General features: G+C 54.5%; 13 protein-coding genes. 9 read left to right on the forward strand and 4 right to left on the reverse strand.

What is annotated here, in order from left to right; all coding sequences use genetic code 11:
• Positions 1 to 27: 27 nt before the first annotated feature.
• A complete protein-coding gene (locus tag R0135_RS01420) occupies positions 28 to 687 on the reverse strand; it encodes a response regulator transcription factor (protein ID WP_407348481.1) in 660 nt (219 codons plus the stop codon).
• Between the two features lie 212 nt (positions 688 to 899).
• Between R0135_RS01420 and R0135_RS01425 the strand changes: the two genes are divergently transcribed.
• The 6 genes from R0135_RS01425 to R0135_RS01450 all read left to right on the forward strand — a co-directional run bounded on the left by R0135_RS01425 (position 900) and on the right by R0135_RS01450 (position 7,445).
• Positions 900 to 2,234 carry a DcaP family trimeric outer membrane transporter gene (locus R0135_RS01425; RefSeq protein WP_407348482.1) on the forward strand — a complete coding sequence of 445 codons (1,335 nt, stop codon included), beginning with the start codon at positions 900 to 902 and terminating at the stop codon, positions 2,232 to 2,234.
• Positions 2,235 to 2,323: 89 nt separating this feature from the next.
• The gene (locus R0135_RS01430; protein ID WP_407348483.1) at positions 2,324 to 2,593 is read left to right on the forward strand and encodes a DUF4212 domain-containing protein; all 270 of its coding nucleotides are present in this window, start codon (positions 2,324 to 2,326) and stop codon (positions 2,591 to 2,593) included.
• Between the two features lie 11 nt (positions 2,594 to 2,604).
• Positions 2,605 to 4,335, forward strand: coding sequence for a sodium:solute symporter family protein (locus R0135_RS01435; protein WP_407348484.1), 1,731 nt, complete (start codon positions 2,605 to 2,607; stop codon positions 4,333 to 4,335).
• 114 nt (positions 4,336 to 4,449) lie between these two features.
• Positions 4,450 to 4,911, forward strand: a complete 462-nt coding sequence (locus tag R0135_RS01440; protein ID WP_407348485.1) for a hypothetical protein — start codon at positions 4,450 to 4,452, stop codon at positions 4,909 to 4,911.
• 3 nt (positions 4,912 to 4,914) lie between these two features.
• Positions 4,915 to 6,780 (forward strand): putative nucleotidyltransferase substrate binding domain-containing protein, encoded by a 1,866-nt coding sequence (locus R0135_RS01445; protein WP_407348486.1) that lies wholly within the window; start codon positions 4,915 to 4,917, stop codon positions 6,778 to 6,780.
• Positions 6,780 to 7,445: a 3'-5' exonuclease gene (locus R0135_RS01450; RefSeq protein ID WP_407348487.1), complete on the forward strand. Its 666-nt coding sequence runs from the start codon at positions 6,780 to 6,782 to the stop codon at positions 7,443 to 7,445. The genes R0135_RS01445 and R0135_RS01450 overlap by 1 nt, the downstream gene beginning before the upstream one ends.
• Before the next feature lie 16 nt (positions 7,446 to 7,461).
• Here R0135_RS01450 and msrA read toward each other — a convergent pair whose 3' ends face one another.
• Entirely contained in the window at positions 7,462 to 8,112 is a 651-nt protein-coding gene (msrA, locus tag R0135_RS01455; RefSeq protein WP_407348488.1) for a peptide-methionine (S)-S-oxide reductase MsrA, read from the reverse strand.
• Between the two features lie 74 nt (positions 8,113 to 8,186).
• Positions 8,187 to 9,155 carry an NAD(P)H-dependent flavin oxidoreductase gene (locus R0135_RS01460; RefSeq protein ID WP_407348489.1) on the reverse strand — a complete coding sequence of 323 codons (969 nt, stop codon included), beginning with the start codon at positions 9,153 to 9,155 and terminating at the stop codon, positions 8,187 to 8,189.
• Positions 9,156 to 9,295: 140 nt separating this feature from the next.
• Between R0135_RS01460 and R0135_RS01465 the strand changes: the two genes are divergently transcribed.
• Genes R0135_RS01465 through R0135_RS01475 form a run of 3 tightly spaced genes read left to right on the forward strand, consistent with a single transcriptional unit; the run spans position 9,296 to position 12,453 of the window.
• Complete coding sequence (locus tag R0135_RS01465) at positions 9,296 to 9,883, forward strand: PadR family transcriptional regulator (protein WP_407348490.1); 588 nt, start codon at positions 9,296 to 9,298, stop codon at positions 9,881 to 9,883.
• A gap of 46 nt (positions 9,884 to 9,929) precedes the next feature.
• Entirely contained in the window at positions 9,930 to 11,603 is a 1,674-nt protein-coding gene (locus tag R0135_RS01470; RefSeq protein WP_407348491.1) for an AAA family ATPase, read from the forward strand.
• 43 nt (positions 11,604 to 11,646) lie between these two features.
• Entirely contained in the window at positions 11,647 to 12,453 is an 807-nt protein-coding gene (locus R0135_RS01475; RefSeq protein ID WP_407348492.1) for a general secretion pathway protein GspB, read from the forward strand.
• Positions 12,454 to 12,488: 35 nt separating this feature from the next.
• Here R0135_RS01475 and R0135_RS01480 read toward each other — a convergent pair whose 3' ends face one another.
• Positions 12,489 to 14,033: a Ppx/GppA family phosphatase gene (locus R0135_RS01480; protein ID WP_407348493.1), complete on the reverse strand. Its 1,545-nt coding sequence runs from the start codon at positions 14,031 to 14,033 to the stop codon at positions 12,489 to 12,491.
• Positions 14,034 to 14,073: the final 40 nt, after the last annotated feature.

Consider the following 14,073-nt stretch of genomic DNA (forward strand, 5'->3'; position numbering starts at 1 on the left):
TTCAACATTGCGTGTCTACCGCGACGATTACGCTATCAGGTCGGTGTCTTGTGCCGGAGTGACTGTCAGGTTGCCTATTGCCAATACCGCTTGAGTGCGCGATTGAACGCCGAGCTTACGAAAAACCTCTGTCATATGCGCTTTTATCGTCGCTTCTTTTACACCCAGTTCGTAGGCAATCTGCTTATTCAGCAATCCTTCCACCAGCATTGAAGCAACTCGAAACTGCTGTGGCGTAAGGCTGGCGAGTGCATCGGCAACATCCAATGCTTTAAGGCTGGCCCCATTAGTACTTACCTCCAGGCCGGGATGCAGTCCACGCTCACCGGCCAGAACCTGTTTAATGCAATGAGTCATCACGTCGGTACTTGATGACTTGGAGAGAAATGCTGCGGCGCCATGATCGATAGCACGTCGCACGGTATCAGCGTGAGTATTAGCAGAGATCACAATGACGGGTTTGTCAGGGTGATTTCCTACATACCACCCCAAGGCAGAAAAACCGCTTGCGCCCGGCATATGTAGGTCGAGTAATAGTAGGTCGGGCGCACCGTCCGACTCAACAGTGCTGTGAAGGTCGGCAACGCATTCGGCGTGAATCACGTCGGCCCCGATACTCTTTCCCGAAATCAATATCGACAACGCTTCCCTGAAAAGGGGGTGGTCGTCGGCAATTACGCATTTCATTGAGGCATACCCTGATTTCTTTTTATGGGGGCATTGTGGAGATTTTGCGGGCGAAGTAAAGCGTAGCCTCAGGGTCGAAGGGGCCTCATTCCCGGGTAAAGACATAGACTTTGGTCTAAGAAAACCCCGGGATTTGACCAAGGTCCAATATGCATCGCCTCTAGCGAACGCTAAAACGTCTCTGCTCAATAATACTAATGGGAGGAGCAGGGATGTTTAGGATGAAGACTCTGGGGGTCGCGCTCGCACTGATCGGATCAAGTTTTGCAGCGGCAGGTGTGCCCGCGGCAGAAGTGGATGAACGTATTGCTGATCTTGAGCGACAAATTGCGGAGTTAAAATCCCTGATCGTCAGCAACAGCACGGGTATCAGTGACAATCTTGAAACGCTGTCAGTGCAGGCCAGGGACATTGACGAGGCTCGGCCTATGAAAAAGGGCACGCGCTTTCGGTACGGTGGCTACGTGCAGCTTGATGCTATAGCCAGCAATTACAGCGAAGGTAAGCCGGCATCGGTGATGGATGATCTCTTTGTGCCGTCCCTTATACCTGTGGAGTCCCTGGTGGGCGCAGGGGATTCCTATACCAGCACGAATATACATGCCAAGTCTTCACGCTTTTACTTTGGCACCCAAACCAACACTGATGCGGGCAAGATTTCGTCGCATATCGAATTGGATTTTATTCTCTCTGGGCAAGGGGACGAAAGGGTATCCAATTCCTTCAGTTCGCGTATTCGTCATGCCTATCTGAAGTGGGACTACGCGCCCGAACAAAGCTTGCTAGCGGGACAGGCCTGGTCCACCTTTTTTAATGTGGGTGCATTACCGGATCTGCTTGATTTTGTGGGTCCGGTAGGGACGGTCTTTGAGCGTCAGCCCATGATTCGGTGGACAAATGGCCCCTGGCAGTTGGCTGTAGAAAACCAAACAACGCGGGTCAATCTGCCCCAAGGTGGTTCCCGTATCGGTGACGCACAACTCATGCCTGATCTGGTGGCCCGTTACGATGGCAAACTCTCAGACTTAAGCTGGTCACTTGCTGCCATCGGACGCCAGTTAAGTTACGAAGAGCGACCTTCGGCGAGCATCGAAGGCGGGAGTGATGAACAGTTCGGCTATGGTTTGTCCCTGGCGGGAAAATGGAACCTGGGGCGCAATGACCTTCGCTTTATGGCCAGCTACGGCGACGCCTTGGGACGGTACATGGGCTTGAACGCCTTTAATGATGGCTACATCGATACCAACGGTAAGATCAGTACGATTGATCAATGGGGCGGATTTATAGCCTATCGGCACTACTGGACCGATCAATGGCGTAGCAATGTTTCAATTTCGGCATCGCAGGCGAGCAATCCAAGCTCGGCGGATTTTGCAGCGACGGGGACTCTCGCAAAGTCCTATCGCTCCATGCATGTCAATCTTAACTATCTCCCTGCACCAAAGCTGCAGCTGGGCGGCGAGTTGATGTATGGGGTCAAAGAACTCGAAAACGGTCTTGATGGTGATATGTATCGACTGCAGTTTGCCGCCAAGTACGCCTTTTAGGGATATAGACCAAAGTTCAAGAGGAACCTGTCTCGGGCTTTGTTAGAGTCGCGGGTAATAAATACATAACAGCACCGGGGAGGTGTGAGATGGCTAAGAAAATGACAGAGGAGCAGGCCAAGCAGTATTGGCGGCGCAATCTATCGCTGATGGTGAAACTTTTGGTGGTGTGGTTCGCCGTCAGTTACGGCTGCGGAATCATGTTTGTTGACGCGCTTAACCAAATTCAAATCGGTGGCTACAAGCTTGGATTCTGGTTTGCACAGCAGGGGGCGATCTACGTATTTGTCGTTTTGATCTTTATTTACCGCTCACGCATGGAAGCGCTTGACCGCGAATTCGGCGTAGAAGAAGAATAAGAGGCCTCGTCATGGAACTTCAAACACTTACTTATATTGTTGTTGGCATTACCTTTGCGATTTATATCGGTATTGCTATCTGGGCTCGCGCAGGGTCCACCAAAGATTTTTATGTCGCCGGCGGCGGCGTTCATCCTATTGCAAATGGCATGGCCACTGCGGCGGACTGGATGTCCGCTGCCTCCTTTATCGGGATGGCCGGACTGATCGCCTATATGGGATATGGTGGCTCAGTATTCCTGATGGGCTGGACCGGTGGATTTGTGATTCTGGCAATGCTGCTCGCACCGTACCTGCGTAAATACGGCAAGTTCACTGTGCCTGAATTTATTGGAGATCGTTTCTACTCACAAACTGCACGCGTGGTGGCCGTGGTCTGTCTGATCATCTGTTCTGTGACTTATGTCATCGGGCAGATGAAGGGTATTGGCGTGTCGTTCTCTCGCTTTCTGGAAGTGGATTACGATACCGGTCTGATCGTAGGCATGTGTATCGTTTTCTTCTACGCCGTGCTTGGGGGCATGAAAGGCATCACCTATACCCAGATAGCGCAATACTGCGTGTTAATCCTGGCCTACACCATCCCCGCTATTTTTATCAGTCTACAGCTTACCGGTAATCCCATTCCCCAGCTCGGACTTGGTGGTACGTTAACAGGCACAGATACCTTTCTTCTCGACAAGCTTGATCAGGTGGTCGTGGATCTTGGGTTTCGAGAATACACCACGGATGTTCGTATCTCCGGTATCAATATGTTTGCCTACACAGCATCACTGATGTTTGGTACAGCGGGACTGCCTCACGTAATCATCCGGTTCTTTACCGTGCCAAAGGTACGTGACGCTCGTTCATCTGCAGGTTGGGCTTTGATCTTTATCGCCATTCTTTACACGACTGCACCTGCGGTGGCGGCTATGGCGCGCTTGAATCTTATGCAAACTATTGAGCCCGAGGCGGGTAACTATCTTGCGTACGAAGAGCGTCCCCAGTGGTTCAAGAACTGGGAGAAGACGGGGTTGCTCGCCTTTGAAGATAAGAATGCTGATGGACTCATGCAATACAGCGCGGATGAGTCGGTGAATGAGCTCGTAAAGGTCGACCGGGACATCATCGTGCTGGCTAATCCGGAAATTGCACAGCTACCGAATTGGGTGATCGCCCTTGTCGCTGCGGGAGGATTGGCCGCGGCTCTCTCAACGGCTGCGGGATTGCTGCTGGCAATAGCAAGTGCTATTTCTCATGATCTACTGAAGGGCATTATCGCGCCCAACATCAGCGAAAAGCAGGAGCTTCGCGCAAGCCGTGTTGCGATGGCACTCGCCATTGCTGGAGCAGGATATCTCGGATTCAACCCTCCCGATTTCGCCGCCGGTACCGTTGCACTGGCCTTTGGTCTGGCTGCATCGTCGATCTTTCCGGCGCTCATGATGGGGATTTTCAGCAACAGGGTTACAAAAGAGGGCGCTATTGCCGGCATGCTTGCGGGCATTGGCATAACTTTGTTCTATGTGTTTCAGCACAAGGGCATCATGTTTATTGCTTCTACGGCGTTTCTGGGTGACATGTCGCCCAACTGGTTCCTGGGAATTGAACCCAATGCCTTCGGCGTTGTGGGAGCGATTGTGAACTTCGCCGTCGCTATTGCGGTATCGAAAGTTACTGCAGCACCGCCCTTGGAAGTACAGGAGATGGTCGAAAGTATCCGCGTACCGGCAGGCGCCGAGGCTGCCTTGGATCACTAGGCCATAGAGTGCTGATGTCTGTATTGATGCCTTGGGGAGGTGCTGGAGACAGCGCCTCCTTTTTTCTTTCATATCTGTAGACTTACGCTGATTGGCTGGCGTTAAGGGGTCGGAATGTTTACGAACAAACATGTGGTGGTGGCGTTACTGGTGGCTCCCGTCTTGTCCATTCTTGCCTGGTTTGCAGTCGGTAATCTGATTGGCGAAAAAGCCGCGCCTGCGCAACCAGGTGAGGCTTATCCCTTAGTGGAAAAAAGCAATTGTCGCTACAGCAGTGGCCTGTGCGAGTTGGAGAATCAGGACGTCAAGCTCACACTAAAGCTTGATGAGACAGTGGGCGTTGCTATTGAGCTGACCGCTTCACATCCTCTTGAGGCGGCGCTCATGTCCGTATCGCATCCTGATCGTGATCCGGGCCCCAGGGCAATGCAGGCGGGTGACGCCACGGGTTTACGCTGGCGCCTGCCACTTTCGGATGTTCCCTCGGTTGATGAGCGCATTCGTGTGGTGATCTCGGTTGCCGACAGCGCCTATTTTGCGGATGCTTCTACGCGCTTCCTGCAGGCGGAGGAATAGCATTTGACGAATACTGCAATCTCGGGTGACGCATCTGAACTCGCAGCAGTGCGAGATTTTCTTCGTGGTTCCCTGCCGTTTAATGAATTAGACGATGCGCAACTGGAAACAGCTCTGGCAGCGATGCAGGTGTCTTATCACGCTCATGGTGAACGTTTCAGTATGGAAAGCGAGCATTCGGGGCTACGAATATTGCGCAGTGGTGCGGCTGACATTCGTGATGCAGATAATAAGTTACTGGATCGGCTTGGCGAGGGAGAGAGTTTTCACATCGCGGGTTTGAATGCCGAGCGTGGCAATGTGTTTGCCCTGGTAATTGAGGATGCCCTCATTTACCGCCTGCCGGACCTTGTTTACCAATCGCTGCGCAGCGCTAACAGAGCTTTTGATCGTTATTTTAGTGGTCAGCGCAGTCGCCGATTGCGCCGTGCCGCGCGGTATCAACCTGAGCCAAATGCAATGCTTGCCCCGGTGAGTTCGGTGATGACTCGTAACATCCTGACCGTGCCCCCCCGGGCAACGGTTCAGCAGGCAGCCCAGGCTATGGCTCAGCGGCGAGTTTCTTCGGTGTTCGTAGTGGATGGGGAGGATTTACTGGGCATAGTCACCGATCGTGATCTGCGCACGCGGGTTCTAGCGGCCGGCCTGAGTAATCAGTTAATGGTCAGCGAGGTCATGACTACAAATCCTGAGTCCATCTCTGCCGATGAATCACTTTTTGCTACGACCTTGATGATGACTCAGCGGAGCTTTCATCATTTACCGGTGCTCGAGAGTGGTTGTCTTGTGGGAATTGTTACAACCTCGGATCTCATCGTGGCGCGTAAAAATGATCCTGTGTATCTGGTGCAGCATATTTCAAGACAGGATAGCGTTTCGGGCATACAGGAGCTCGTATCCTCCATGGGAAATCTCATGGTGGAGTGGGTGAATGGAGGGATGCGGGCCGCGCAGGTATCGCAAATTTTGACGGCGATTTCAGATGCGGTGGCAGTACGTCTCATTCAGTTGGCAGAGGAAGAATTAGGCGATGCGCCGGGACCCTGGGCCTGGTTGGGTTTTGGCTCTCAGGCTCGTGGAGAGCAGTTGCTCGGTGCGGATCAGGATAATGGCATCGTGATAGCCGATAGCGTGGATGATCACGACCTGGGTTGGTATCGTGCCCTCGCAGAAAAAGTCTGTGACGGGCTTGCGCTTTGTGGGTACAAATATTGCCCCGGCGGGATTATGGCGAGTAACGATCTCTGGCGCCTGCGTTTATCAGACTGGCACGATACCGTGCGTGGCTGGGCAAGAACCCCGACCGGGGACGCTGTAATGCGCGTCAGCATATTCTTCGATATCCGTGCTTTGTATGGCGCCCGCAGTCTTGCAGAATCAATTCAGACGCTGATGTTAGATATCGCCAGTAGCAATTCCATATTCCTGGCTGCACTTGCCGGTAACGTTCTCGACAACCGGCCGCCTTTGGGTGTCTTTCGGCGTTTTGTGGTTGATCGCAATGGTGATCATCGTGACAGTCTGAACATCAAAAAACGCGGCGTACTGCCGGTGACTGAAATTGCCCGGCTGCATGCCCTGGCCGCTAAGTTGCCCGAGGTGAACACCGCAGCGCGTTTACAAGCGTTGGTAGACGCGGGTCGAATGGCGATGGTTGATTCAAGAAACCTCACCGACGCGCTGCATTTTATTCAGGGCCTGAGAATGGATCACCAGTGCGGACAAATTCAGCGCGGGGAGGCGGTTGATAACTACATCAATCCTCGGGCGCTACCCAGACTTGCGAAAGAGCAGTTGCGCGATGCCTTTACCATCATCGACGAAGCCCAGGCGTCGGTGCGGCAAAACTATCGTGCCGGCATGGGCTGATGTGGCGTCTTAAGCTCCGTCGCTGGCGCTGGTCCAGGCGCGTACAACTGCCGCCGGACATTGCGGCCGTCTGGGACGCTCCGCTGCCCGGTACTTCAAGCTCGCTCCGAGACCTTAGTTTTCTGGTCTGTGATGCAGAAATGTCTGGCCTTGATCCCGCCCAGGCAGAGTTGTTGAGCTTGGGGTGGGTGCGGGTCGACGGTCTTGAGATTGCTTTGGGAACTGCGGGGCACCATCTCATTCGTAACCGACGATCCGTGGGGCAAAGTGCGGCCATCCATCAGTTGCGGGACTGCGAGCTGAGTGCAGCGGATGATGTCAGTGAGGTGCTGCATGCATTTTTGAAGGCCGCAAGAGGATGTGTGTTGGTTTTTCACAATGCCGCTTTGGATACGGCGTTTTTGGATCGCGCAGCAAAGCGTGTCTTCGGTACGCCCCTGCTGCTGCCCACCGTTGATACTTTGCTGCTTGAGCAGCGTCTATTGCAGCGCCAGGAGCGGCCCATTGGGCAAGGCGATTTGCGATTGGGTGCATGCCGGGATCGTTATGGCTTGATCTCACACGAGGCTCATAACGCCCTGGCCGATGCGCTGGCGACTGCAGAGCTCTTGTTGGCGCATGTTGCCCGACGAGGCCCAGATCTTACATTGCGCCAGCTACTGTGAAACTTCCAGGGTTGCCCTAAGGCATCGCGGCCTTTTCAGTCATTCCCCAGTCCTTGTCGTCCCAGAGTTCACTTACTCGCTTGTCTCTTCCGCAACCGAAGCGATAGTACTTGTATCGCAACGGATTTTTTTCGGCGTAGTCCTGGTGGTATTCCTCCACGGGCCAAAAGCGACCGGCGGGCAGGATCACAGTGGCGACCGGGTCGTTGGGAAACAGGGCATCAACCTCTGCCAGTGAATGTTCAGCTGCTGCGCGCTCAGCTTCGTTAGCGACAAAAATGGCTGTCTTGTAACTGAAGCCTCGGTCGCAGAACTGCCCGCCAGCATCCAGCGGGTCGACGGTGCGCCAAAAGTGAGTGAGAAGTTCTTCGTAACTGATCTTTTCGCTGTCGTAGGTCACTTTGGCCGCTTCGTAGTGGCCCTCGTGATTGCCTCGGTAGGTGGGGTTTTGCAAGGTGCCTCCAGTAAAGCCAGAGACCACGTCAATTACGCCGTCGAGCTTTTGAAAATCAGCCTCAACGCACCAGAAGCAACCGCCGGCAAAACTAGCGCTACGTTCGTCAGCCAGGCTGGCCGCCGAAAGCAGTACAAAGGAGGCAAGCAAAGGCAGTCTTTTGAGGACGCCTAGGGTATTTCGGAACATTTGTCTGGCAGCTTCGTGATGCATAAGGATCTCGTATCTAGTGGACTGCCTGTTTTGGCAACGGCGCCGGGATTAGGTTCCCGGCGCCGTTGCTTTGTTCAGGCTGCGTCCAACAAACGTGCCCGGGCGGCCGCGTATTCGACTCTCAGACGCTCTACCAGAGCAGCGGTTGGGCCGATGCTCTTCACTGCGCCAATGCCTTGCCCACAGCCCCATATGTTCTTCCATGCTTTGGCGTCGGTGTTGCCGCCAGAACCGAAGTCCATTGCCGAGGGGTCGCTGTCTGGAAGGTTTGCAGGATCCAGTCCGGCAGCTTCAACAGACGGTGCAAGATAGTTCCCGTGTACACCGGTGAAGAGGTTGCTATAGATGATATCCGAGGAATTGTAATCAACAATCGCCTGCTTATAGGCTTCTTCGGCATTGGCTTCTTCCGTGGCAATAAACGCAGATCCGATATAGCCCAGATCTGCACCCATGGCTTGGGCGCCAAGGATGGCGTCACCGCTGGCGATAGAGCCAGACAGTAAAAGAGGTCCATCAAACCACTCGCGGATTTCCTGCACCAGGGCAAATGGCGAAGTTGTACCGGCGTGCCCACCAGCGCCCGCAGCCACGGCGATAAGGCCATCAGCGCCTTTTTCGACGGCTTTTTTCGCAAAGCGATTGTTGATGATGTCATGCAGAACGATGCCACCGTAGGAGTGAATCGCCTCGTTGACGAATTCCTTGGCGCCAAGAGAAGTGATCACGATAGGCGCTTTGTACTTCACGCACATTTCCAGATCTTCCTGGAGGCGGTTGTTGGATCCGTGAACGATTAGATTCACCGCGTAGGGCGCCGATGGCGCGTCGGGATTGGCTTCGTCATAGGCGGCCAGTTCTGAAGTTATTCGCTGCATCCAGCGATCCAGTTCCTCCAGCGGGCGAGCATTAAGCGATGGGAACGAACCCACGATGCCGGCCTTGCATTGCTCTATGACGAGATCCGGGTTGGAAATAATAAATAGCGGTGCGGCAACGGCGGGTAAACGCAGACGCGACTTGAGTGATTCTGGCAAAGCCATAGAGGGCTCCTTAGCGAGGGTGAATAGTCATTTACAAACCGGAGGGCAGACTAGAGGATGAAGCACAGATATGCAACATTTTGCATACAGTTTGCATTCGGTGCACAATCGCACTGTTACCCTGAATCTTAGGAATACGCATGGCTCTGCGCTACGCGATCATGACGGCACTTATTGAAGACGAGCTATCGGGCTACGACCTGGCCGGTTCCTTTGATAAATCCCTGGGATTTTTCTGGCACGCATCCCATCAGCAGATTTATCGCGAGTTGGGTAAGCTCAGTGAGTTGGCCTGGGTGACCCGTCGCACGGAGAGCCAGAAAGGGCGCCCTGATCGGATTCTCTATGCCCTGACGGATTCGGGTCGAGAGGCGCTGGACGAGTGGGTTCTGACGAAGGACAGAATGCGTCTGCAGGAAACAAAAGACGAGCTCTACATCAAGCTCTACAACCTGTCTGAGTCAAATATTGAATACTTACAGACTCGGTTCTTGGAGCGCCGCGAGGCAATGATGAAGCGTTTATATCTCTATGAGCGGATTCGCCGACGACATTACGCCGATCCAAAGACACTTCCTTTGCGTCGCAAGGGTGTCTACCTCGCCTTGCTGGGTGGCATCAGCGGCGGCAAACAGTACCTCGCCTGGTGTGATGATGCACTGTCGCTCCTCTCCAGCGCGACGGAAGGCGAGAACACCGCTTCGCCAGCAAAGTCGGATACGGCATAATGCGGTCTTGGTCTCCTTTGGAGACTCGTTCCAGACAGAGCCGGACATGTATTACCAGTATTTCGGTTTAAGCGAAGCTCCATTTTCTATCGCGGTTAACCCGCGTTATCTGTACATGAGCCCTAGGCATCGTGATGCACTGGCACATCTGCTCTACGGTGTGGGATCGGGCGGTGGATTTATACTGCTCACCGGGGAGGTAGGTACCGGTAAAACGACGATCAATCGTTGTTTGATCGAGCAATTACCGGAGAACGCGGACATCGCTATTGTGTTGAATCCGGCGCTGGATTCCCGCGATATGCTGGCGACCGTCTGCGAAGAGCTGCATATAACCTTTACCGAGGCTCGTCCGGGCTTGAAAGAGCTTACCGACAGCCTCCACCGCTTTTTGCTGAAAAATCACGCTAAGGGCCGAAAGACCGTGCTGATGATCGATGAAGCTCAGCATCTGAGCTTTGACGTTCTGGAGCAGATCCGTCTCTTAACTAATCTTGAGACTAGTGATGAGAAGCTTCTGCACATCATATTGATTGGTCAGCCGGAGCTTGCGGTCAAGCTGGCACGCCCGGAACTACGGCAACTTAATCAACGTATTACCGCGCGATTTGACCTCCAGCCACTGACCCTGGCAGAGACGTCGGCCTATATTCGTCACCGCTTACATGTGGGCGGAATGCCGGCGGGACGCGAGCTTTTCTCTTCTGGGCTGGTGCGAGCGATACACCGCGAGAGCCGTGGTATCCCCCGGCTGATCAACCTCTTGTGTGATCGTATGCTCTTGGGTGCCTATGGTCGCGATAGCGATCAATTGGACCGCGGTCTTTTGAAGCAGGCCGTCAAAGAGGTATTGGGCGGCGACGATAGCCTGCGGCCATCCCAAAGCGCCTTACTGCGCCCCATGGTCATCGTCGGCGTGCTACTGCTGCTCGGGGCAGTCGCGGTCTGGGTAGCTGTAAGCCCTACCTCATCGCCCCCACGGCTGGCGTCGACGAACGCGCTGGCGACCGGCGAATTGCGCCCTCAGGCACCCTCGGCCCAAGAGAGCCAAGGAGGCCCATCTTCATCAGCATCTGAGGCTACCGAGGAGCTGAAATGGCGCCTAAGTCCCAAGGAAGGCGCTTTGCGCCTGGGAATGCTCTACGGTGCACAGCAGTCCATGCCCGACAATCCCTGTGCCGCAGTCTTAAGCCTTGATCTACGCTGCGAGCAACGCCAGCTGCAAAGCTGGAATCAGCTTGTCAACGAAGGCAGGCCCGCACTGCTCGGTCTTGTTGATGAGCGCCGCTTTGAAGGGCGAGCTCTACTGCTGGCCATTGAAGAGGAGACCGCGGTGCTGGACACGCAAGCTGGGGTTCAACGTGTCGACTTGCAAACCTTAGCTGCCCAGTGGACTGGCACAGTCTGGCAGCTGTGGCGTCCATCACCGGGAGTTGCACGCACGCTTGAGCTGGGGGATAGCGGAGAGGATGTCGCTCGGATTGCAGCGCTGTTTGCCCGGCTTGATGGGCAACAACAAGCATTGACCGAGTCGCTGTTCGATGCGCGCCTGGAGCAGCGCGTGAAGTTGTTTCAGCAGCAGCATAGCTTACGTGCCGATGGCGTGTTGGGTGAGAACACGCTCCGCGCATTGTCTTTAGCTGTGGGTGACGATCTGGGTTTTTCCGACGCACTAAGCTGGGCCTCCGCTAACGCAGCGCGGGTTCCGGTCACACCATGAGTCAGTCGATCCCTATGAACCTTCCCTGTGCCTGGATCTTCGTATGTCATTGATACTGGACGCACTGAGCCGTGCAGAGCGCGAAAAACGCGAGCAAGCGAATCCTGCGCCCAGTATTCTCTCTCAGGAACTTGCACCATCCGGGCCCGAAAAGAGCGGGCGCGGGACTGCCCTTTCTGTGGCCGCCGCGCTAAGTATTCTGCTTTTGATAGCCGCTTCCTTGATCTATTTTATGCGCGACAAAACACCACAGCCGTTAGCAATTCGCAATGTTGAGTCTTCGCCAGAGCAGCGCAGCGAGCAGGCGCAGAGGCAAGTCAATGTCCGCGCGGCTCCACAGACGAGTGCAGCGCCGGCGAGCGAATTAGCTCCAGCGTCAGACATCGACCAGGTGCAGCGCGTTGATGCCGTGGCAGCGCTGTACGCAATGTCTGCAAAAGAGGTGGCGGAGTCTGCGCCACAAGCCACTGAGTCGGCCGCAAAAAAAGACGAGTCCATAGCTGACAGAACTTCTGCAGAGCAGTCGGTAGCCGAAGAACTTATCGATATCGAGCAGGTGCTTCGGCAAATGCGCGCCAAGGCGGATCCCGGGACTCTGGTGCCGCATCCAGCGCCGCTTTTGGAAGATTTGACCAAGCAGTTTCGAGATCGGGTTCCTACGCTTATGTACTCCGCGCACGACTTTAATTCGGCGGGGCGCTCAAGCGTAGTGATCAATGGTGAGACGCTGACGCTACGGCAGCGCAGTCGAGGCGTGGAAGTGCGCGAGATACTTGCTGACTCGGTGATATTACGTTTTGAGGATACGGACTTTCGATTAAAATCGTTAAACAGTTGGGTCAATCTTTAAAGCTAAATTGCGCCCGGGGTGGAAGCCTTAAAGTTCTAGTTGACCTCAAGCCGCAAATCCATGCGTTTGAAAGCCTCCTGTTGCTGAGCTAATTCCTGAGCAGTAAGAGGGTGTTGCTCTAACCAGTCACTGGGGAAATCCAGTCGCAAGCTCTTTGGGGACGCCTTGATTGTAAAGTCCGGCAGTTTTTCCAGCGGCTCTACGTACTTAAATAACGTTGCCAGACGCAATAGCGCCACCAGGCGTTGGAGTCGCAGCAACGCAAGGTCGTCGCTATCACCAAAAAGGCCCTGGCGTATCTTGCCGTGCTGACCTTCTACGAGTATCGCCATGTCTTCCTGTTCGTGCTGCGGGAAGCCCGGGAGATCTGAATTGCGCAGTAGATAAGCGCCGTGGCGGTGATAGTGCTTATGTGCGATGGCCTTGCCTATCTCCTGGGAAAGCGCAGCCCAGACAAGTAGCTCGCGATCGCTGGCTTGCAAGTCCCAGGGTTTGTAGGTGGCGTCGAACAACATGCGAGCCCGCTGTGCCACCAGCTGGGACGCCTCCTCGTCTACGTGATAGCGCTGCATCAACGCCATGATACTGCGCTCACGCACATCTTCATGGCTCAGTCTTCCCACCAGATCATAAACCACGCCCTCGCGAAGGGCGCCTCGAGAGCTGCGCATCTCGTCTATTTCCAGAACATCGAAGATAGCTTCGGTAATGGCTACACCGGCAGCGATCACCGATCGCCGGACCTCACTCAGTCCCTCAAGAGCGATATCGTCAAAATGCTTGAAATCAAGGAGCGTCTTGCGCATGCGCTGGATTCCCTTGCGGGTGATCACGCCATCGGCCCATTGCTGGGCCGTGAGAATACCCTCGATCGCCTGTAGGGTTCCCGATGAGCCTACGGCTTCTACCCAATGCTTACTGCGAAACTGCTTTCGGATGTGAGACACCTCGACACAGGCGCGGTCATAAGCTGATTTGTAATTTGATTTGCTCAGCAGTCCGTCTTTGAAGCAATCCCGACTATAGGTAACACAACCCAACTGCAGGCTCTCCAGTCGGCGGGGCTCGAATCGCTCACCGATGGCAAACTCCGTACTGCCGCCACCAATATCAACCACCAATCGCGACTGTGTGTCATCCGCAAGAGTGTGCGCGACCCCAAGATAAACCAGTCGGGCTTCTTCGCGGCCATAGATGACGTCGATAGGTGCGCCCAGAATGCGTCGGGCCGGCTCCGTAAAAGAGCGTCGATTACTTGCCCGGCGTAGAGCACTTGTACCCACAACGCGGATACGCTGAGGTTCTACGCTCTGGAGTAGCTGTGCAAATCGACTGAGACATTCCAGACCGCGATCGATGGCTTCCTGTGAGAGCAGATCTCCCTCGAGGCCGGCTGCGAGCTGCACCTTCTCTGACAGTGCCTGTGCCGGACGAATCTCTCCTTGTTCAATGCGGGCGATTAGCAGATGGAAGGAGTTGCTGCCCAAATCTACGGCGGCTAACAAGCTCCCGTCGCGGAGGGCCTCAGGGTTCTCTTGCTGGTCCACACGTTCTTCTGGCTTTGACTGGGATTCTTCCAAGAGCTGTTTTCACTGCACTGAATTCGCAAATGGCAGTTTA

Source organism: Congregibacter variabilis (genome assembly GCF_045689235.1).
Classification (GTDB): domain Bacteria; phylum Pseudomonadota; class Gammaproteobacteria; order Pseudomonadales; family Halieaceae; genus Congregibacter; species Congregibacter variabilis.

Bases quoted from the DNA above. Each gene is read 5' to 3' on its own strand.
- R0135_RS01420 (WP_407348481.1), bottom strand. From the start codon at position 687: ATGAAATGCGTAATTGCCGACGACCACCCCCTTTTCAGGGAAGCGTTG.
- R0135_RS01425 (WP_407348482.1), top strand. From the start codon at position 900: ATGTTTAGGATGAAGACTCTGGGGGTCGCGCTCGCACTGATCGGATCA.
- R0135_RS01430 (WP_407348483.1), top strand. From the start codon at position 2,324: ATGGCTAAGAAAATGACAGAGGAGCAGGCCAAGCAGTATTGGCGGCGC.
- R0135_RS01435 (WP_407348484.1), top strand. From the start codon at position 2,605: ATGGAACTTCAAACACTTACTTATATTGTTGTTGGCATTACCTTTGCG.
- R0135_RS01440 (WP_407348485.1), top strand. From the start codon at position 4,450: ATGTTTACGAACAAACATGTGGTGGTGGCGTTACTGGTGGCTCCCGTC.
- R0135_RS01450 (WP_407348487.1), top strand. From the start codon at position 6,780: ATGTGGCGTCTTAAGCTCCGTCGCTGGCGCTGGTCCAGGCGCGTACAA.
- msrA (WP_407348488.1), bottom strand. From the start codon at position 8,112: ATGCATCACGAAGCTGCCAGACAAATGTTCCGAAATACCCTAGGCGTC.
- R0135_RS01460 (WP_407348489.1), bottom strand. From the start codon at position 9,155: ATGGCTTTGCCAGAATCACTCAAGTCGCGTCTGCGTTTACCCGCCGTT.
- R0135_RS01465 (WP_407348490.1), top strand. From the start codon at position 9,296: ATGGCTCTGCGCTACGCGATCATGACGGCACTTATTGAAGACGAGCTA.
- R0135_RS01470 (WP_407348491.1), top strand. From the start codon at position 9,930: ATGTATTACCAGTATTTCGGTTTAAGCGAAGCTCCATTTTCTATCGCG.
- R0135_RS01475 (WP_407348492.1), top strand. From the start codon at position 11,647: ATGTCATTGATACTGGACGCACTGAGCCGTGCAGAGCGCGAAAAACGC.